The 22,447-nt window shown below is 76.0% G+C and carries 3 protein-coding genes; all 3 read left to right on the top strand.

From position 1 onward, the window contains the following. The first annotated feature begins 602 nt into the window (after positions 1-602). The 3 genes from E4U91_RS00765 (at position 603) to E4U91_RS00755 (ending at position 22,441) form a co-directional block, all read left to right on the top strand. Positions 603-1,811: a cytochrome P450 gene (locus E4U91_RS00765; protein ID WP_137304718.1), complete on the top strand. Its 1,209-nt coding sequence runs from the start codon at positions 603-605 to the stop codon at positions 1,809-1,811. 88 nt (positions 1,812-1,899) lie between these two features. Beyond that, positions 1,900-3,255 (top strand): serine hydrolase domain-containing protein, encoded by a 1,356-nt coding sequence (locus tag E4U91_RS00760; RefSeq protein WP_137304717.1) that lies wholly within the window; start codon positions 1,900-1,902, stop codon positions 3,253-3,255. Positions 3,256-3,730: 475 nt separating this feature from the next. Continuing rightward, the gene (locus E4U91_RS00755; protein ID WP_137304716.1) at positions 3,731-22,441 is read left to right on the top strand and encodes a non-ribosomal peptide synthetase; all 18,711 of its coding nucleotides are present in this window, start codon (positions 3,731-3,733) and stop codon (positions 22,439-22,441) included. Positions 22,442-22,447: the final 6 nt, after the last annotated feature.

Raw genomic sequence — 22,447 nt, 5'->3', positions numbered from 1 at the left:
TCGGGATGCGCGCCAACTTTTCTTCCGCACCCCGGGTTTGAGTGTGAAACGGCGGGATACACGCGGTCATTGGCGGGTTGCTGAACGGCCACCCCCTTCGATTTCGGGGGGTTGCCATCCGATGACCCAACGTGAAAACTGTGAGCGCACTCGGCCCGGACGAACTGTGTCGAAGCGCGTTCTTGACACGCACATCGTGGAATAGGGGATTCGCGCAGGGCCGCTGCGCGTGAGAGATCACTGGGGGGACGTGGTGGTGTCTGCAAGGTGTCCTGGCCTCGTGTTGCCAGGCTGCGCACGGGCGGGTCTGTCCGCCGCCCGGCGGGCGTCCGGTCCGCTCGGAACCGCCGCCCCGCCGTCCCTTTTCCGCCCCCAGGTCCGCTGACCAGCCGGACCGGCCACGTCCAGGCGGCGGACCGACCGCCGCCCGCAGCCGGCCGACCCGGCCGGACCACGCACCGGCCACCTGGCACGGAGACACCACCCCGCGGGACCACCGTCCGACGTCCGCGCCCCTGACGGCCACCGCTGCCCGCGGCCGGCCACGCGGCACCGCCGGTCACCCACCGCCGGGCCCGCGCGTCCTCACCCAAGGAGAAACGGTGACAAGCACACAACTGACCGGGGCCGATTCGCCCCTTGACGCGTTACCCGAGAGATGGCGGTCCTTACGCGACGCGGGCCCCGTGACGTACGACGAGGAGCGGCGGCAGTGGCACGTCGTGGACGCCGAGGGCGTCGCGGCGATCCTGTCCGACCCGGCGACGTACTCCTCCGACATGACGCCGATCGCCCCCACCCAGGAGGACTTCGAGACCTTCACCCAGGGCAACTTCGTCGGCATGGACCCGCCGGAGCACCGCAAGCTCCGCACCCTGGTCAGCCAGGCCTTCACCCCGCGCGTGGTCCACGGACTCGCGCCGCGCATCGAGGCCATCTGCGCGCGGCTGTTCGACGGCGTCGCCGACCGCGACCGCTTCGACCTGGTCGACACCCTCGCCTACCCCCTGCCGATCATCGTGATCGCCGAACTCCTCGGGGTCCCCGCCGAGGACCACCGGCTGTTCCAGGAGTGGGCCGCGACCCTCTTCGGCGGCGACCAGCTCGGCGACAGCCTGGACATGGCCGACCTGGAACGCGCGCTGGAGGCCATCGCCCCGACCGTGCGCGAGATGAACGGCTACGTGCTGGACCACATACGCCGCCGCCGGGCCGACCCCGGTGACGACCTGACCAGCAGACTCCTGTCCGCCGAGGTCGACGGGACCCGGCTGGAGGACCAGGAGATAGTCGGCTTCGTCGCCCTGCTGCTGGTCGCCGGGCACATCACCACCACCGCGCTGCTCGGCAACGCCGTGGTCACCTTCGACCGGCACCCCGGCACGCTCGCCGCGCTCCGCAAGGACCCGGACCGGGTGCCCGTCGCCGTGGAGGAAGTCCTGCGCTGGCTCCCGCCCTTCCCCGAGCTGGGCCGGCGCACCACCCGCACCGTGGAGCTCGGCGGCCACGAGATCCCGGCCGACACCCTGCTGATGGTGCACCTGGGGGCCGCCAACCGCGACCCCTCCCGCTTCACCGCGCCGGACGTCTTCGACCCGGCCCGCGATCCCAACCCCCATCTGACCTTCGGGCACGGCATCCACTTCTGCTTCGGCGCCCCCCTGGCCCGGCTGGAAGCCCGTATCGCCCTGCAGATGATGATGGATCGTTTCCCCGACATCGCGGTGCCCTCGTACGCCGACGTCACGTACCAGAACCCGGCCGTCATCGTCGGCGTACGCCACCTGCCGATCGCCGTCACCAGGCCGTAAAGCACGTCGACGCGCACCCCCCGCACCGCTCACCGCGGGCCGGCGCGTCCGCTCTCCCGCACCCGCTCTCACCAGGAGTCACGTCCCCATGCCCTACTCGACCGCCGCGCCGGCCACCGACCGGCCATCGGCCCCCTCACACCACGAGTTGCGCAGTCACCTCGACTCCCTCGCGCGCATCCACCGCGTGCCCGGCGCCCAACTCGCCGTCCACACGGGAACCCACCTCGTCAGCCTGCACACCGGCACGGCCGACGCCCTGACGAACACCGCGTTCACCGCGCGGACGGCCGTCCCCCTGGGTTCCGTCACCAAGGTCGCCACCGCCACCGCCGTCCTGCTCCTCGCCGACGACGGCGACCTCGACCTGGACGATCCCGTCAGCGACCTGCTGCCCGACTTAGCGGGCGAGCTGCCCGACGTGACGGTCCGCCACCTGCTGAGTCACACCGCCGGCCTCCCCACCGGCCCCGACTCCGACAGCGCCGTCGGCACCACCGCCTCCCGCTACCTCTCGACCGTCTGGACCGCCCGGAACACCCTCTTCGCCCCGGGCACCGGATTCTCGTACTCCAACGCCGGCTACGTCGCCGCCGGCCGCATCCTGTCCGAAGTGACGGGCATGACCTGGCAGGAAGCGGTGACGGCACTCGTCCTGGAACCCCTGGGCATCGTCCCCGCCTTCCTCGGTGACACTGCCCCCGCGCGGCCCCTCGCCAGCGGCCACGCCCTGAACACGGCCACGGGCCTGGTGCGCCCGGCCCACCAGAACCTCGCCCCGGTGGAGGCCCCGGCCGGAGCCCTGCTGGCCAGCGCCGAGGACCTGGTCACCCTGGGCAGAGCCCTGATCGGCAGGTCGGCCGCGTTGCCGGCCGCCGTCGCCGACCGGATGCGCCGCCCCGAACGGGCCGCCGACGCCGGTGCTCTGGCGGACTCCTGGGGCCTGGGTCTCGCCCTCTTCCAGCAGGACGGCCGGGCGTGGTGGGGCCACGACGGCAACGCCCAGGGCACCTCCTGCCACCTGCGGGCCGACGCCGACACGGGCGTCGTGGTCGCCTTCACCGGCAACGCCGGTGCCGCCACCGCCCTGTGGCGCGACATCGCCGCGGAACTCGCCCGGCTCACCGGCATCCGCGTGCCCACCGGCCCGTCCGCCGACACCCGCCGCGGACCCGCCGTGACCCTCACGGACTGCGCCGGGACGTACCGCAACGGGAGCATCGAGTACACCGTCAAGCTCGACGGGGAGGGCAAGCCGACCCTGTCCGTCGACGGCGACTACCCGATCCCGCTGGTGTGCTACGCGGACCTGGCCTGCGACCTGGTGGACCCGTCCACCGACCGGCTCGAACCGGGCGGCCGCTTCCACCGCGACCCGGTCACCGGGGTCATCGACCGGCTGCAGATATCCGGGCGCACCGCGCGCCGAATAGGCACCGGCTGACCGCACGCGGCACCGGCACCCGGCCGGTCACCCGCCGCACCGGCACCGGCTGATCGCGCGTCGTCCAGGCGCCGGTCCGCCGCCCGCGGACGGGTGCCGACGGGCCCGGCGCCGCAGCCGTGACGTCCGACCGCGCGCGATCCACGCCGACTGACCGTGCGCGCGAAGGACGCCGACGATCCGTGCGCGCGACCGGCGCTGGCTGGCCAGTGCCCCAGGACACCGACAGGCCGGCACTCCTCGAACGCCGACCGACCGGTGTCCGGGGGACGCCGACCGCCCGTCCGCCCGATCGGCACCGTCCGCCCCGCGGCCGGTCCGGCACCGTCCGCCCGCGTGGCACCGGCACGGCCCGGTCGCGCCCCGCACCCGCCCCGTACGCAAGGACTCCCGCCCCGCTCCGGTGTGCCCACGGGCCGCCCGGAAGCGGCGCGGCGGGCCCGCGCGCCGCCACCGCCCGAAGGACTGCACCCCGATGACGGACCTGCACGCCCAGCGCCCCGCCACGCCCCCGTCGGCCGGCTCCGTCCCGCCGGCCCCCGCTCACGTCGCCGCCCGTCACGTGCCGCTCGGTGAGCTGTTCGCCCGGCAGGTCGCGCGCGACCCGGACGCCCCCGCGGTCACCGACGGCCGGCGCACCTGGTCGTACGGGGAACTCGCCCGCAGGGCCGGCCGGCTCGCCACCCACCTCGCCGCGCACGGGGCTGGACCGGAACGGACCGTGGCACTGGTCCTGCCGCGCTCGATCGAACTGATCGCGGCCGAGCTGGCCGTGACCCTCGCCGGGGCGGCCTTCCTCCCCGTCGACCCCGACTACCCGGCCGAGCGACGGGCGTTGATGCTCGCCGACGCCGCGCCCGCCGTCGTCCTGGACGACCCGGACCGGGTGAGCGCGCTGCTGGACGGCGAGGCCGGAGAGGGCGAGGAGGCGGACCTCGCCCCCAGCGGCGTGCACCCCGACCACGCCGCGTACGTCATCTTCACCTCCGGCTCCACCGGCACCCCCAAGGGCGTCACCGTCACCCACCGGGGCATCGCCGGTTTCGCCGCGGCGGCCGCCGAACGCTACGCCGTCGGCCCCGGCGACCGCGTGCTGCAGTTCTCCTCGCCCAGCTTCGACGCCTCCGTGCTGGAGCTGTTCATCTCCGTGCTGTCCGGCGCCGCCCTGGTTGTCCCGCCGCACGGGCCCTGGCTGGGCGACGAACTGGCCGCCGTCCTCGCCGAACACCGCATCACCCACACCCTCATACCGCCGGCGGCCCTCGCCACCCTGCCCGACCCGGCGGACCTCGGCGGGCTGCCGTCGCTGCGCACCCTGATCGTCGGCGCCGAGGCGTGCCCGGCCGCCCTCGTCGACCGGTGGGCCCCCGGCCGCCGCATGATCAACTCCTACGGGCCGACCGAGGCCACCATCGTCGCCACCTGGACCGGACCGCTGGCCGCGGGCACCGGGACCCCCACCATCGGCGGCCCGCTGCCCGGCACCGAGGCCCACGTCCTGGACGCGGCGCTGCGCCCGGTGCCGCCCGGTGGCGAGGGCGAGCTGTACGTGGGCGGCGACGGACTGGCCCGCGGCTACCTCAACCGCCCCGGACTGACCGCGACACGCTTCGTCGCCCACCCCTCCGGGCCGGCCGGCGCCCGCCTCTACCGCACCGGCGACCGGGTGCGCCGGCGCGACGACGGCGAGCTGGAGTTCCTCGGCCGCGCCGACCGGCAGGTCAAGGTGCGCGGCTTCCGCATCGAACCCGGCGAGATCGAGGCCGCACTGACCCGGGACCCGCAGGTCCGCGAGGCCGTCGTCGTGGTCCGTGACCAGGACCCGGGCCGCGGCCGGCTCATCGGCTACGTCACCCCCGCCGACCCCGCCCACAGACCGGGGCCGGCCCGGCTGCGCGCCGCCCTCGCCGCCGCGCTGCCCGCGCACATGGTGCCCTCCGCGATCGTCGTGCTGGACGCGCTGCCGCTCACCCCGCAGAACAAGATCGACCTCAGGGCGCTGCCCGCCCCGGGCGCGGTGCCGACCGAGCGGCACGTCGCACCGCGCACCGACGGCGAACGCACCCTGGCCGCGATCTGGGCCGACGTCCTCGGCCTCGACACCGTCGGCGTCGACGACGACTTCTTCGACCTCGGCGGCGACTCGATCCTCGCGGCCCGCGTGCTGACCCGCATCCGGGAGGCGTCCGGTGCCCGGCTCACCCTGCGCGACGTGTTCACCGCGCGCACCGTCGGCGCTCTCGCCCCGCTGACCGCCGAGCCGTCCGCCGCCCCGCCGGAGCCGATCCCCGCCGCCCCGCGCTCGGAAGCCGTACCGCTCTCCAGCGCCCAGCGGCGCCTGTGGTTCCTCGACGACCTCACCGACGGCGGCACCGAGTACAACACCGGCGTCGCACTGCGCCTGCGCGGCCCCCTCGACCCGCCCGCCCTGGAACGCGCCCTGCACCGGCTCGCCGCCCGCCACGACTCCCTGCGCACCACCTTCGCCACGGTCGACGGACAGGGCGTCCAACTCGTCGCGCCCGAGCCCGACCTGCCGCTGCGCACCGCCGACGTCGGGCGCGTGCCGGCCGACCGGCGGGACAGCGCCGTCGAGCGCCTGCTGACCGAGGAACTGCGGCGCCCCCACGACCTGACGACCGGGCCCCTGACACGGGCGCTGCTCGTCCGCCGGGCACCCGAGGACCACGTGCTGCTGCTGGCCCAGCACCACATCGTCACCGACGGCTGGTCGGTCGGCGTCCTGACCCGGGACCTGGCCGCGCTCTACCGCGCGGAGGCCGCAGGCGAACCCGATGGGCTGCCCGAACAGGACGTGCAGTACCCGGACTTCGCGCTGTGGGAGCGCGGGCGGCGCACCGCCGACGCCCACGCCGACGACCTCGCCTACTGGAGACGCCACCTCGCCGGCCTGCCACAGCTCGAGCTGCCCACCGACCGGCCGCGCCCCGCGGTGCGCACCACCGCCGGCGCCGCCCACCGCCAGGACGTACCGCCCCAGCTGGTGGACCGGCTGCGGCAGCTGGCCGCGGGCCGTGACACCACCGTCTTCACGGTGTTCGCCGCCGCGGCGGCCGTGCTGTTCGCCCGCTACTCGGGACAGCGGGACGTCGCGTTCGGCACCGTCACCAACGGCCGGGACCGCCGTGAACTCGAGGACGTGACCGGCTTCTTCGCCAACACCGTCGTGCTGCGCGGCGAGGTCGACGACGCCGCCACGGTGGACCGGTTCGTGCAGAGCATGAGGGCGACCGTGCTGGACGCGTTCGCCCACGACGGCGTGCCCTTCGACCGGGTGGTCGAGGAACTGGCCCCGCCCCGCGACCCCAGCCGCACCCCGCTGGTGCAGGCACTGGTGGTGCAGCAGGCCGCCCCCGCCCGGCCGCCGGTCGCCGCCGGACTGCGCATCGAGGACCACCCGCTGCCCCGCCCGGCCGCCCGCTTCGACCTGGTGCTGGAGTTCGCGCCGCGCGCCGACGGCGGGCACGAGCTGACGGTCGAGTACAACACCGACCTGTTCGACGCGGCGACCGTGGCCCGGATGGCCCGGCAACTGCACCACCTGCTCGAAGGGATGGCGGACGGCCCCCAGCGGACGCTGGCCGACCTCCCGCTGCTGTCCGACGACGAGCGGCGCGTGCTCCTCGACTCCTGGAACCCGCCCGTGGCGGCCGCGGACCCGGCCGCCGACACCACGCTCCCCGCGCTGTTCGAGGAGCAGGTGGCCAGGACGCCCGACCGGACCGCCGTGACCTGCGGCGACGCCCGGCTGGACTACGCCGGCCTCAACCGGCGCGCCAACCGTCTGGCCCGCCTGCTCGCGGCGCGCGGCGCGGGACCGGAGTCGCTGGTCGCGCTGTGCCTGCCGCGCACCGCCGGCCTGCTGCCCGTGCTGTGGGCCGTCCTGAAGTCGGGCGCCGGCTACCTGCCCGTCGACCCGGCCTACCCGGCCGAGCGCATCCGTTTCATGCTCGGCGACGCGGCCCCCGCTCTCGTCCTCGCCACCCGGGAGACCGCGCACGCGCTGCCCGAGGACTGCGAGCCGCTGCTGCTGGAGGACGTGGCGCCCTTCGTCACCGACACGACAGCCGACGCCCCGGCCGGTGCCGACGCCGGCCTCGCGGACCCGAGCGGTGCCGCAGCCGACCCGACGGACCCGGCCGGTGCCGACGCCGGCCTCACGGATGCCGGCTTCACGGATGCCGACCTCACCGACGCCGACCGCACGGCGCCCCTCCATCCGTCCCACCCCGCCTACGTCATCTACACCTCCGGCTCCACCGGCCGGCCCAAGGGCGTGGTCGTCCCCCACCGCAGCGTGGCCGCGCTGGCCTCCTGGGCCCGCGACACGTTCGGGGCGCGCGGCTTCTCCCACGTCGTCGCCTCCACCTCCCTCAACTTCGACGTGTCCGTCTTCGAGCTGCTGTGCCCCCTGCTGGCCGGCGGCAGCGTCGACCTCGTCGCCGACCTGACCGCCCTCGCCGACCTCCCCGCCCCCACCGACGGCTCCGGCCCCCGCCGGGCCGGGCTGCTCAGCGGTGTGCCGTCGGCGCTGTCCCGGGTGTTCGGCGGCACCGGCGCCCTGGAGGCGGACACCGTCGTCCTGGCCGGTGAGGCACTGCCCGCCCGCACCGTCCGGGACCTCAAGGATGCGATGCCCGCGGCCGAGGTGGCGAACATCTACGGCCCCACCGAGGCCACCGTCTACGCCACCGCCTGGTTCGCCGGCGGCACCGTCCCCGACCAGGCCCCGCCCATAGGACGCCCCGTCGCCCGCACCCGCGCCTACGTCCTGGACCACCTGCTGCGCCCCCAGCCGCCCGGCGTCACCGGCGAGCTGTACCTCGGCGGCGGCGGACTCGCGCGCGGGTACCTGCACCGCCCCGGCCTGACCGCCGCCCGCTTCGTCGCCGACCCGTTCGGCGTCCCCGGGGAGCGCATGTACCGCACGGGCGACCTGGTGCGCTGGAGCGCCGACGGCCAGCTGGAGTACCTGGGCCGCGTCGACCAGCAGGTCAAGGTGCGCGGCTTCCGCATCGAACTCGGCGAGGTCGAGGAGGCCCTGCGCGGCTGCGCGGGCGTCGCCGAGGCCGCCGCCACCGTCCGGGACGCCGACGGCCACCGCCGCCTCGCCGGGTACGTCGTCGCCGCCCCCGGCGCCACCGTGGAGCCCGAGGCCGTACGCCGCGCCCTCGGCCGCACCCTGCCCGACTACATGGTCCCCTCGGCCGTCGTGGTGCTGCCCGCCCTGCCGCTCAACCCCAACGGCAAACTGGACCGCGGCCGGCTCCCCGACCCGGCGCCCGCCGAACGCGCCGCCCGCCACGTCGCGCCCCGCACCGCCACCGAACGGGCCCTCGCCGCCATCTGGGCCGGCGTCCTGCACGTGGAGCGGGTCGGCGCCGACGACAACTTCTTCGCGCTGGGCGGCGACTCCATCCTCAGCATCCAGGTCGTGGCCCAGGCCCGGCAGGCGGGCCTGACGATCAGCTCGCGGGACCTCTACCAGCACCAGACGCTCGCCGCCCTGGCCCGCCGAGCCGACGAGGCCGGCAGCCGGCGTGGGGCCGCCCCGGCCGCCCCCGTCGAGGCCACCGGCACCGCGCCGCTGACCCCCATCCAGCACTGGCTGTTCGACAGCGCCGCCGAGCGGGCCGGGCACTTCGCCCAGACGCTGTCGCTGGACCTGCCCGCCGACGTCGACGAGGGCGCGCTCCAGGCCGCCCTGGACGACGTGGTCGCCCACCACGACGCGCTGCGGTCCCGGTTCCTCGCCGACGACGCGGGCGTACGGTGGCTGATCGACCGGCCGGCCACGCGCCGCCGCCTCACCCGCCACACCGGCCCGGACACCGACGCCCCGCACCTCGGCCCGTACGACCTGGACCACGGCCCGCTGCTACGCGCGGTGCTGCACGACCGGGGCGACGGACGCCCGCCCGTCCTGCACCTGTCCGTGCACCACCTCGTCGTGGACGGCGTCTCCTGGCGCCTGCTCCTCGAAGACCTCGAACTCGCCTACCACGCGCGCCGCGAGGGCCGCGACGGCGCGGCCGCGCTGCCCCGCAAGTCCTCCCCGCTGCGGCAGTGGGCCGAGCGGCTGGCCGCGCACACCGCCGCCGGCGGCTTCGCCGCGGAGGAGGCCTACTGGACCCGGGAGACCGAGGGCGCCCGGGCGGCCCTGCCCGCGGACCTGGAGGGCACCAACACCTACGCCTCCCAGCGCTCGGTGACGGTGCGGATCGGCCCCGAGGAGACCGACCTGCTGCTGCGGACCCTCCCGGAGACGTACCGCACCCAGGTCAACGACGTCCTGCTCGCCGCGCTCGGCCGGGTGCTGTGCGGCTGGAGCGGGCACGAGCGGGTCCTGGTCGACGTGGAGGGGCACGGCCGCGAGGACCTGTTCGCCGACGTCGACACCAGCCGCACCGTCGGCTGGTTCACCACCCGCCACCCCGTCGCCCTGGCCGTCCCGCCCGAGGGCGGCTGGGACGGCGTGCTCAAGCAGGTCAAGGAACACCTGCGCGCCGTGCCCCGGCACGGCATCGGCCACGGCGCCCTGACCCTGCCGGGCCGCGACGGCGCACCGCTCCCGGCGACCAGTGCGCAGATCAGCTTCAACTACCTCGGCCGGTTCGGCCTGCCCGAGACCTCCGCGGAGGGCCTGTTCCGCGGGCTGGCGCGCCCGCTGGAGCTGGACGCCGACCCCGCCTCGACGCGCCCGCACCCCCTGGAGGTGGTGGGGCGGCTCGACGGCGACAGCCTGGAGTTCACCTGGTTCTACTCCGACCGGCTGCACCGCCCGGAGACCGTCGCGGACCTCGCGGAACGCTACGCCGACGCGCTGGCCGGCCTCGCCCGGCACGCGGCCCGCCCCGGCGCCGCCGGACGCACCCCCTCGGACTTCCCGCTGGCCCCGCTCGACCAGGACCACGTCGACCGGATCGCGGGGGAGGACCCGGCGGGCCTGGAGGACGTCCACCCGCTCACGCCCACCCAGGCCGGCATGCTCTTCCACCGGCTCTCCCAGGCCGACCGCGGCGTGTACTTCCAGCAGTTGACGTTCGTCCTGGACGGCGTGCCCGACCCGGCGGTGCTGGCCGACGCCTGGCAGCGGGTCACCGACCGCACCCCGGTGCTGCGCGCACGGGTGGTGTGGGAGGACGTGCCCGAGCCGCTGCTCGTGGTGCAGCGCCGGGCCGCCGTACCGGTGGAGCACGCCGACTGGCGGGGTCTGACCGCCGCCGAGCAGGACGAGCGGCTGCGCGACCTGCTCGACCGGGATCGCGCCCGGGGCGTCGACCTGACCCGCGCCCCGCTCCAGCGCCTGGTGCTGGCCCGGGTCTCCGACGGCGCGGTGCGCGTCGTGTGGTCCTTCGACCACCTGATCCTGGACGGCTGGAGCCTGTTCCAGGTGCTGTCCGACGTGTTCGCCGGCCACGCGGGCCTGTCCGGCACCGCACCGATGACGCTGCCCGAGCGCCGCCCGTTCCGCGACTACGTCGCCTGGCTGCGGGAGCACACCGACGGCACCGAGGGTGAACGGCACTGGCGGGCCCGCCTGGACGGCCTGGCCGAGACCACCGCGCTGCCCTTCGACCGCGAGCCCCGCGAGAGCCACCGCGCGGAGTCCACGGCGGCGGTGCGCGTCACCCTGCCCGAGGCCGTCACCAAGTCCCTGCTGGACGTGGCGAGGACGGCGGGCCTGACGGTCAACACCCTCGTCCAGGGCGCCTGGGCGGTCTTGATGAGCCGTCAGGCGGGCCGCGACGAGGTCGTGTTCGGCACCACCGTCTCCGGACGGCCGCCCGAGCTGCCCGGCTCCGACGCCATCACCGGCCTGTTCATCGCCACCCTGCCCACCCGCGTGCGGGTGCCGCGCGACGAGCCGCTGCTCACCTGGCTGGCCCGGCTCCAGCAGGAGCAGAGCGAGGACCGCCGCCACGACCACGTGCCGCTGCACCGGATGACCGCCTACACCGACCTGCCCGAGCGGGCCGCCCTGTTCGACAGCATCGTCGTGTTCGAGAACTACCCGGTGGACGACGACCTCGCCGCCGCGCACGGCCTCGGGCTGACCGGCCTGGAGGGGATCGAGACCACCAACTACCCGCTCAGCCTGGTCGCCTACCCCGGCGCGGAGCTCGTCCTGCGCCTCGGCTACGACCCCGACCTCTTCGACGCCGCCACCGTCGAGCGGATGGCCGAGTACCTCACCGTCCTGCTGGAGGGCTTCGCCACCACCCCGCGGTCCACCCCCGCCCGGCTGTCCCTGCTGACGGCCGCCCGCCGCGAGCAGGTGCTGCACACCTGGAACGACACGGCCACCGACGCGCCCGTCACGACCACCGCGGACCTCTTCGCCGCCCAGGTGGGACGCACCCCGGACGCCGTCGCCCTGCTGGCCGGCGACGAGCGGCTGACCTACCGCGACCTCGACGCCCGGGCGAGTGCCCTGGCCGGCCGGCTGGCCGCGCTCGGGGTGCGCCCCGAGGTCGCCGTCGGCGTGCTCATGGACCGCTCGACCGCCCTCGTCCTCGCCCAGCTCGCCCTCGCCCGCCTCGGCGGCGTGTACGTCCCGCTCGACGGCCGGGCCCCCGGCGACCGGCTGCGCACCATGCTCGCCGAGGCCGGCGCCGAGCTGCTCCTCACGGACGCCGAGTGGCACGCGACGGCCACGGACCTCCTCCCCGAAGGACACGTCCTGCGCCCGGACCTGGACACCGACGGGCCCACCGCGGACCTCGCCACCATGCCGCGCGTGCACCCGGACAACGTCCAGTACCTCATGTTCACCTCCGGCTCCACCGGCAACCCCAAGGGCGTGGCCGCACGGCAGCGGGACGTCGCCGCGCTCGCCCTCGACCGTGCCTTCGCGAGCCACGACCGCGTCCTCGTGCACTCCCCGCACGCCTTCGACGCGTCCACGTACGAGCTGTGGGTGCCCCTGCTGCGCGGCGGCACGGCCGTCCTCGCCCCGCCGGGAGAGCTGGACGCCGCCGCCGTACGCCACGCGATCACCGAACAGGGCGTCCGGTGCGTGTTCCTGACGATCGGCCTGTTCCGCCTGTTCGCCCAGGAGGACCCCGCCTGCCTGCGCGGCGCCCGCGAGGTGTGGACCGGCGGTGAGGCCGTGCCCGGCGCCGCCGTACGGCGCGTGCTCGACGCCTGCCCCGACCTCACCGTCGTCGACGTCTACGGCCCCACCGAGACCACCACCTTCGCCACCCGCCGTCCCTTCCGCGCCGACGACACCCTGCCCGCGGCGCTGCCCATCGGCCGCCCCCTGGACGACACCCGCGCCTACGTCCTCGACGGCGCCCTCCAGCCGCAACCACCGGGCGTGCCGGGCGAGTTGTACCTCGCGGGCGCCGGACTGGCCCGTGGCTACACCGGCCGCCCCGGCGCCACCGCGGCCCGCTACCTGCCCGACCCCTACGGGCCGCCCGGCGGACGGATGTACCGCACCGGCGACATCGTGCGCTGGAGCGCCGACGGCGACCTGCACTTCGTGGGCCGCGCCGACGACCAGATCAAGATCCGCGGCTTCCGCGTCGAGCCCGCCGAGATCGAGGCCCGGCTCACCGCCCACCCGGCCGTCGCCGAGGCGGTGGTGTCGGTGTCCCGGCACGAGGGCCGCAAGCGCCTGGTCGCGCACCTGGTGCCGGCCCCCGGCGCCGCCGTGCCGCAGACGGCGGAGCTGCGCGCCCACGTGGCCGCGGAACTGCCCGACTACATGGTCCCGGCCGCGTTCGTCCCGCTCGCCGAGCTGCCCCTGACCACGAACGGCAAGGTCGACCGGCGCCGGCTGCCCGCCCCCGAGTGGTCGGCCGCCGCCGACACCGCCTACCGCGCGCCGCGCACCGAGGCCGAGCAGGTGCTCGCCGGCATCTGGGCCGACCTGCTGGGCGTGGAACGCGTCGGCCTGGACGACCACTTCTTCATGCTGGGCGGCGACTCGATCGTCAGCATCCAGGTCGTCTCCCGGGCCCGCACCGCCGGGCTCGCGCTGACCCCGAGGGACCTCTTCCGCCACCCCACGCTCGCCGCCCTCGCCGCCGCCTCGACCGGCGCCGCCGCGACCGTAGCGGGCACCGGCACGGTGACGGGCGAGGTGCCCCTCACTCCGATCCAGCACTGGTTCCTCGACGCCGAGCCGCCGCGCCCGGAGTACTTCAACCAGTCGGTTGTCGTCGAGACCGGCGAGGACGTCGACCCCGGCGCCCTGCACGCCGCCCTCGCCGCGCTGTGGACCCACCACGACGCCCTGCGCGCCCGCTTCACCCGAGCCGCCGACGGCACCTGGCATCAGGAGTACACCGCCGCGGACACCGGCGTGCCGGAGCTGCTGCGCACCCACGACCTGGGCGGCCAGGACGCCGACGCCGCCGCACGGGCCGAGGCCCGCCTCACCCACGAGGCGCACACCGGCTTCCGCCTGGACACCGGACCGCTGATCGCCGCACGCCTCTTCACCGGCGGCGGCCGGCCCCCGCGCCTGCTGCTGACGGCCCACCACCTGATCGTCGACGGCGTCTCCTGGCGCGTCCTCCTCGAGGACCTGGAGACCGCCTACCGGCAGGCACGGACCGGCGAGCCGGTCCGCCTGCCGCAGCGCACCACGTCGGTGCGGGAATGGGTACGGCGGCTCACCGCCCGCACCGGCGAGGCGGACCTCGCCGCGCAGCGCGCCCACTGGGCCGACGTCTCCCGGCACTGCGCCGCACCCCTGCCGGTGGACCTCGACGGCGGCAACACCGCAGGCGACCTGCGCGCCGTGACCGTGCGCCTGGACCGGCAGCGCACCGAGGACCTCCTGCGCAAGGTCCCCGGCGTGTACCGCACCCGCGTCGACGACGTCCTGCTGACCGCCCTCGGCCGCGTCCTGGCCGACTGGACCGGCCGCAGCACCGTCGCCGTGGGGCTGGAGGGCCACGGGCGCGAGGACCAGCACTTCGACGACCTCGACCTGTCCCGCACCGTCGGCTGGTTCACCAGCCTCTTCCCGGTCGCCCTCGACCTGCCCGACGGCGACTGGGGCGCCGCGCTGAAGGCCGTGAAGGAACAGCTGCGGGCCGTTCCCGACCGCGGCATCGGCTACGGCGCCCTGCGCCACCTCGCGGGCGACGCACACCTCGCCGGGGCACCGCTGCCCGGCATCAGCTTCAACTACCTCGGCCGGTTCGACTGGTCCACCGCCGACGCCGAGCTGGTCCGGGCCGTGCCCGGCGGCATGGACGGCGCGGAGGACCCCGGCGCGCCCCGGCCGCACCTGCTGGACGTGGTGGCCCGCGTCGAGGACGACCAGCTGGAGATCACCTGGCACTACAGCGGCGGCCGCCACCGCGAGGAGACCGTCGCCTCCCTCGCCGGGGGCATGCTGCGCTCCCTGGAGGAGATCGTCGCCCACTGCGCCGCCCCGCGGGCCGGCGGCCGCACCCCCTCGGACTTCCCGCTGGCCCGGCTCGACCAGGCCGCCGTGGACCGGGTCGTGGGCGACGGCCGCGGCGTCGAGGACGTGTACCCGCTGACCCCGATGCAGGCGGGCATGCTGTTCCACAGCCTGATGGACCCGCAGGGCCGCACCTACGTCAACCAGGTGCAGGTCGTCCTGCACGGCGTCACCGACCCGCACGCCCTCGCCGGGGCGTGGCAGGACACGGCGGACGCCAACGCGATCCTGCGCACCCGCCTGGTGTGGCAGGAGACCGCCGAACCCCTCCAGGTGGTGGAGAAGCGGGCCGCCGTGCCCGTCACCCACCACGACTGGACCGGCTGGAGCGCCGAGCGCCGCGCGCACGAGACGGACGCGCTGCTCGCCGCGGACCGCGAGGCCGGCATCGACCTCGGCGCGGCGCCGCTGATGCGGCTGGCGCTGATCCGGCTGGCCCCCGACCGGGTGCGCATGGTGTGGACGTTCCACCACGTGCTGCTCGACGGCTGGAGCGCGGCCCAGGTGTTCGACGAGGTGTGCGAGCGGTACGCGGCCCGGACCGGCGGCCGCCGCCCGCAGGTGCCCGACCGGGCCCCCTTCGCCCGCTACCTGGAGTGGCTGGCCGGCCAGGACACCGCCCGCGCGGAACGGCACTGGCGCGACACCCTCGCCGGATTCGCCGTACCCACCGAACTGCCCCGCGACCGGCGGGGCGCCGACACCCACGGCGCGTCCTCGTCGGGCACCGTGCGGGTGGCCCTCGGCAAGGAGGTCTCGGCCCGGCTCAGGGACACCGCCCAGCGGGCCGGCCTGACCGTCAACACGGTCCTCCAGGGCGCCTGGGGCCTGCTGCTGCACCACTACGGCGGCGGCGACGACGTCGTCTTCGGCACGACCGTGTCCGGCCGCCCGGCCGAGCTGCCCGGCGTGACCTCGATGGTCGGCCTGTTCATCAACACCCTGCCGACGCGGCTGCGCGTCGACCGGCGCCGCCCCCTGCTGGAGTGGCTGCGCGAACTGCAGGCCGCCCAGTCCGAGTCGCGCCGCCACGACTTCGTCTCCCTCGCCCAGCTCCAGTCGTGGAGCGAAGTCCCCGGCGGCACCGGCCTGTTCGACAGCATCGTCGTCTTCGAGAACTACCCGTTCGACGCGGGCGCCCTGGCCCGGCACGGACTCGCCGTCGAGCAGGAACGCGACGTCGAGCCGACCAGCTACGCGCTCAGCGTGGTGGTCGCCCCCGGCGACGACGTCACCGTGAGCCTCGACTACGACCCGGCCGCCTTCGACGCGGCCACCGTCGAGGGGATCGGCGCGAGCCTGCGCACCCTGCTGGCCCAGTTCGCCGCCGACGCCGACCGCAGCCTGGCCGACCTGACCCCCCTCGAACCGGCCGACGGACGCCGCCTCCTGGACCGCCTCGCCGGACCGGGTGCGCGACTCCCGTGGCGCACCCTCCCGGACGCCTTCGCGGACCAGGTCGCCCGCACCCCCGACGCGCCCGCCGTCCTGTACGGCGCCGAGGAGTTGACGTATCGTCAGCTCGACGAGCGCGCCAACCGGGTCGCCCGCCTGCTGATCGAGGCCGGGGCCGGACCGGAGCGGTTCGTCGCCCTGGCCCTGCCCCGCACCGCCGACCTGATCGTGGCGCTGCTCGCGGTCCTCAAGAGCGGCGCCGCCTACCTGCCCGTCGACCCCGGCTACCCGGCGGAGCGCATCGCGTTCCTCTTCGAGGACGTACGCCCCGACGCGGTGATCACCAGCGCGGAGACCTCCGCGCGGCTGCCGGAGGGCCCGTACACGCGGATCGCCCTGGACGATCCGGAGTGGGCGGCCCGGCTGGCCGCCGCGTCCGCCGCGCCCGTCGGCGACGGCGAGCGGCGCGGCAGGCTGCTGCCGGACCACCCGGCCTACGTCATCCACACCTCCGGCTCCACCGGCCGGCCCAAGGGCGTCGTCGTCCCGCACGCCTCCGTGGTGGCGCTGACCGACTGGGCCGCCGCCGAGTTCACCGGCCGCGGACTCGCCCACGTGGTGGCGTCCACCTCGCTCAACTTCGACGTGTCGGTGTTCGAGATCTTCTCGCCGCTGCTGGCGGGCGGCCGGGTGGAGGTCGTCCGCGACCTGCTGGCCCTCGCCGAGCGGTCCGAGCCGTGGCGGGCGGGGCTGCTCAGCGCGGTCCCGTCCGCCCTCGGCCGGCTGCTGGCCGAGGACACCGTGCACGTGGGGGCCGACACCGTCGTCCTGGCCGGCGAGGCACTGCCCGCCCGCGCCGTCCGGCAGGTGCGCGCGGCGGTCCCCGGCTGCCGGGTGATGAACATCTACGGCCCCACCGAGGCCACCGTCTACGCCACCGCCTTCACCTGCGACCCGGCCGACCCCGACCGGGTACCGCCCATCGGCCGGCCCGTCGGCGGCGCCCGCGCCTACGTCCTCGACGCCCGCATGCGGCCCGTGCCCGTCGGGGCGCCCGGCGAGCTGTACCTCGCCGGGACCGGGGTGGCCCGCGGATACCTGAACCGGCCCGGCCTCACCGCCGGCCGCTTCCTCGCCGACCCCTTCGGCCCGCCCGGCAGCCGCATGTACCGCACCGGCGACCTGGTCCGCTGGAGTGCCGACGGCGACCTGCTGTACCTGGGCCGCACCGACGACCAGGTGAAGGTGCGCGGCTTCCGCATCGAACTCGGCGAGCTGGAGGCCGCGTTGGCCCGGCACCCGCAGGTCGCCGCGGCCGCCGCCCGCGTCGTGGAGCACGACGGCCACAAGCGCCTCGTCGGCTACGCCGTGCCCCGCGCCGGGGACCTCCCGGCGCCGGCCGAGCTGCGGGCGTTCCTCGCCAAAACGCTGCCCGACCACCTGGTCCCGGCGGCCGTGGTGCCCCTGGAGCGGCTGCCGCTGGGCGCCACCGGCAAGCTGGACCGGCGCGCCCTGCCCGAACCGGTGTGGTCCGCGGCCGTCACCGCGCAGGACACCCGCCCGCCGAGCACCGCGACCGAGCAGACCCTCGCCGCGATCTGGGCGCAGGTGCTCGGCGTGCCCGAAGTGGGCGCCACGGACAACTACTTCGCGCTCGGCGGCGACTCCATCCTCGGCATCCAGATCGTCTCCGCGGCCCGCCGCGCCGGGCTGACCCTGACGCCCCGTCACCTGTTCGCCCACCAGACGATCGCCGAGCTCGCCGCCGCGGTCGACACCTCACCGGCCGGCCCCGCCCCCGCCACGGCCGACCAGGGCCCCGTCGTCGGCGACGTCCCCCTCACGCCCGTGCAGCACTGGCTGTTCGACGTCCTCACCGGCGACCCGGCCCGCTTCACCCAGGCCGTCTCCTTCGAGGTGGCGCCCGACACCGACGAGGCGCTGCTGCGCGCCGCCCTCGCGGCCGTGCTGGAGCAGCACGACGCGCTGCGCATGCGGTACGAGCCCGCGGGCGACGGCCGGTGGCGGCAGGTGGGCACCCCGCCCGGCGCCGCACCGCACCTGGAGGTGCACCGCGCCCCCGAGGAACCGGCCGACGTGGCCGCCGACCTGTGCTCCGGGTTCGACCTGGCGGACGGGCCCCTGCTGAAGGCCGCCCTGTGCCACCGGGACGGCGACCGGCCGCCCGTGCTGCTGCTGGCCGCCCACCACCTGGTCGTCGACGCGGTGTCCTGGCGGGTGATCCTCGAGGACCTCGAGGCCGCCCACCGGGCGCTGAGCGCCGGCGAGGCCCCCGACCTGGGCGCCAAGACGACCTCCTTCCGCGACTGGGCCCGGCGCCTGGCCGCGCACACCGCCGACGGCGGCTTCGACGACGAGGCCGCCCACTGGAACGCCCTGCACCCGACCGACCTGCCGGTCGACCTCCCCGGCGGCAACACCGCCGCCGACGAGGGGACCGTGACCATCGGCCTCGGCGCCGAGGAGACCCGGCGCCTGCTGACGGAGGTGCCCGACGCCTACCGCACCCGCGTCAACGACGTCCTGCTGTGCGCGCTCGGCCGCGTCCTGGCCCGCTGGACACGGGAGGACCGGGTGGTGGTCGCCCTGGAGGGCCACGGCCGCGAGGACCTCTTCGACGGCGTCGACCTCTCCCGCACCGTCGGCTGGTTCACCACCATGTTCCCCGTCGGCCTCGACGTGCCCCGCGACGCCGACCTCGGCACCGCGCTCAAGACCGTCAAGGAGAACCTGCGCGCCGTACCACGCGGGGGAGTGGGCTACGGCGCGCTGCGCCACCTGCACCCGACGGCGGGGGCCGGACTGCCCGCCCTGCCGCAGATCGGCTTCAACTACCTCGGCCAGCAGGACCGGAACGCCGGCGGGGACGGCCTGCTGCGGGCGGCCCACGAGGGCCTGACGGGCGGCATGGACCGCTCGGCGGAGCGGCCCCACCTCATCGACGTGCTCGGCCGGGTCACCGACCGGTGCCTCGAGTTCACCTGGTCGTACTCCCGCGCGGTGCACCGGCCGGAGACCGTCGCCCGCCTCGCCGAGGACACGGCGGAGGAGCTGCGCCGGATCGTCGCGCACTGCTCCGGGCCCGGCGCGGGCGGCCGCACCCCGTCCGACTTCCCGCTGGCCGCCCTGGACCAGGCCGCCGTCGACCGGCTCGTCGGCGACGGCCGGGACGTGACGGACGTCTACCCGCTCACCCCCACCCAGACCGGCATGGTCGTGCACGGCATGGACGAGCCCGGCGAGGGCCTCTATGTCGAGCAGATCACCTTCGTCGCCGACGGCGTGCACGACCCCGCGCTGCTCGCGGACGCCTGGCAGCACGTCGTGGACGCCACGCCCGTGCTGCGCACCGCCGTCGCCCTGACCGGGGTCCCGGTGCCGTTGCAGACCGTGCACCGCCACGTGCCCCTGCCCGTCACCCGGCTCGACTGGAGCGGCCTCGGCCCGGCGGAGCAGGAGGGCGCACTGCGCCGGCTCCTCGACGAGGACCGCGCCCGCGGCATCGACCTGGGCCGCCCCCCGCTGCTGCGCGTCACCCTGATCCGGCTCGGCCCGGACGAGGTGCGCGTGGTGTGGACCTTCCACCACGTCCTGCTGGACGGCTGGAGCGTCTTCCACGTCCTGTCGGACGTCCTCCAGGCGCACGCCGCGCTCGCCGCCGGGACCGAGCCCCGCCTGCCGGCCCGACGGCCGTTCGCCGACTACGCCGCCTGGCTGGCCGGCCGGGACGGCGCCGCCGCCGAGGAACACTGGAAGGCCGCCCTCGCCGGGTACGCCGCACCGACCCCGCTGCCGTACGACCGCAGGCCCGCCCCGGGCGCCGCCGCCCGGTCGGGCACCTGGCTGTCGCAGCGGCTCGACGCGGCCGGCACCGCCCGCCTGACCGACTTCGCCCGCCGCCACCGGCTCACCCTCAACACCCTCGTCCAGGGCGCCTGGGCGCTGCTGCTGGCGCGCTCCGGCGGCGAGCGGGACGTGTGCTTCGGCACCACGGTGTCCGGGCGGCCCGCCGACCTGCCGGGCGCGGACACCATCACCGGCCTGTTCATCACCACCCTGCCCGCGCGGGTCACCGTGGACGACTCCACGCCGTGCCCCGCCTGGCTGCGCGAGGTGCAGGCCGCCCGCGCCGAGGACCGGCGCTTCGACCACGTGCCGCTGACCGACCTCCACCAGTGGAGCGAACTGCCCGCCGGCACCGCCCTGTTCGACAGCCTGCTGGTGTTCGAGAACTACCCGGTCGGCGACGGCACCGCCGGCGCGCACGGTGTGCGCGTGCACGGCCTCGACGCCCGCGAGGCGACCAACTACCCGCTCACCGTGGTGATCTCGCCCGGCGACGAGCTGACCGTGGAACTCGGCTACGACCCGCGGTACTTCGACGAGGCCACCGCCGACGCCCTGGCCGCGCGGCTGATGCACACCCTGACCGCCCTGGCCGCCTCCGGCGACGAGGCGCCCCTGCGGGCGGTGGACGTGCTGCCGCCGGCCGAACGGGACCGGCTGCTGCACGGACCCTCCCGCCCGGACCAGGCGCCCCCGCCCCCGGCGACGCTGCCCGCGCTGATCGAGGCCGCCGTCGACCGCCGGCCCGGCGAACTCGCCGTCGAGGCGGGGGAGTCGACGCTCACCTTCGCGGAGGCGGAGGCCCGCGCCAACCGGCTGGCGCACCGGCTCATCGCCCGCGGGGCGGGGCCCGGCGACATCGTCGCGCTGGTCCTGCCGCGCTCGGCGGACATGGTCCTCGCCCAGCTCGCCGTCATCAAGGCGGGCGCCGCGTTCCTCCCGGTGGACCCCGGCTACCCGGCCGAGCGGGTCGCAGTGATGCTGCGCGACGCGCGGCCCGCCGTCACCCTGACCGCCGAGGAGGTCGCCGACCTGCTCGCCGCACCGCCCGACGGCACGCCGGACCACCGGCCCGCCGACCCCGACCGCGTCCGCCCGCTGCACCTCGACGACCCGGCGTACGTCATCTACACCTCCGGCTCCACCGGCACCCCCAAGGGCGTCGTCGTCACCCACCGGGGACTCGCCGCGTTCGCCGCCGCCGAGGCCGCGCACTACCAGGTCGGCGCCGGGGACCGCGTCCTGGCCTTCGCCACGCCCAGCTTCGACGCCTCCGTGCTGGAGCTGTGCATGTCCCTGCCGCAGGGCGCGACCCTCGTCGTACCGCCGCCCGGGCCGCTGCTCGGCGAGGAACTCGCCGGCGTCCTGCGCGACGCGCGCATCACGCACACCCTGCTGCCGCCCGCCGCGCTCGCCACCCTCCCGCCGGACATCCCCGGCACCCTGCCCGACCTGCACACCCTGATCGTCGGCGCGGACGCCTGCCGGGCCGAGCTGGTCGCCCGCTGGGCACCCCACCACCGCATGATCAACTCCTACGGGCCCACCGAGGCCACCGTCGTCGCGACCTGGTCCGACCCGCTCGCACCGGACGGCGAGGCACCGCCCATCGGCCGCGCCCTGCCCGTCACCGCCGCCTACGTCCTCGACGCCCGGCTGCGCCCCGTCCCCGACGGCGTGCCCGGCGAACTGTGGCTCGCCGGACCGGCCCTGGCCCGCGGCTACCTCCACCGCCCCGGCCTGACGGCGACGCGCTTCACCGCCGACCCGTTCGGCCCGCCCGGCACCCGCATGTACCGCACCGGCGACCTGGTCCGCCGCGACGCCCGCGGCGAACTGCACTACCTGGGCCGCACCGACCACCAGCTCAAGTTGCGCGGCCACCGCATCGAGGCCGGCGAGGTGGAGGCGACCCTGGTCCGCCACCCGGCGGTCCTGGACGCCGTGGTGAGCGTCCGGGAGGACGAGCCGGGGCTGCCGCGCCTGGTGGCCCACGTGCTCGTCGCGCCCGGCGCCGAACCGCCCGCCGGCGCCGAACTGCGGGCCCTCGCCGCCCGCACCCTGCCCGGACCCATGGTGCCCTCGGCGTTCGTGACGATGGACCGCTTCCCGCTCACGGAGAACGGCAAGACCGACCGGTCCGCGCTCCCCGCCCCCGCACCGGGGACGCGGCAGCCCGACGCCGCGCACGTACCGCCCCGCACCCCCACCGAGGAGGCCGTCGCCGCCCTGTGGGAGGAGGCCCTGGAGACCACGGTGGGCGCCGAGGACGACTTCTTCGCCCTGGGCGGCGACTCCCTGCGGGCCCTGCTCATCGCCTCCCGCGCCAACGACGCCTTCGGCGTGCACCTCACGCCCCGCGACGTCCTGGTGGGCCGCACCGTCGCCGCCCTGGCGGACCTGGTGGAGGAACAGGTGCTGAGCGAACTCGAAGACGCCGCACGCGGCGACAGCGACCACGATGAACGGTGAGGACCG

It is taken from the genome of Streptomyces lasalocidi, from assembly GCF_005280215.1.
In the GTDB taxonomy this organism is placed as follows: domain Bacteria; phylum Actinomycetota; class Actinomycetes; order Streptomycetales; family Streptomycetaceae; genus Streptomyces; species Streptomyces longwoodensis.
This window is presented reverse-complemented; position numbering and strand designations above follow the sequence as displayed.

What these genes read in the sequence shown, in the direction of transcription:
- E4U91_RS00760 (WP_137304717.1), top strand. Translation starts at nt 1,900, where the DNA reads ATGCCCTACTCGACCGCCGCGCCGGCCACCGACCGGCCATCGGCCCCC.
- E4U91_RS00755 (WP_137304716.1), top strand. Translation starts at nt 3,731, where the DNA reads ATGACGGACCTGCACGCCCAGCGCCCCGCCACGCCCCCGTCGGCCGGC.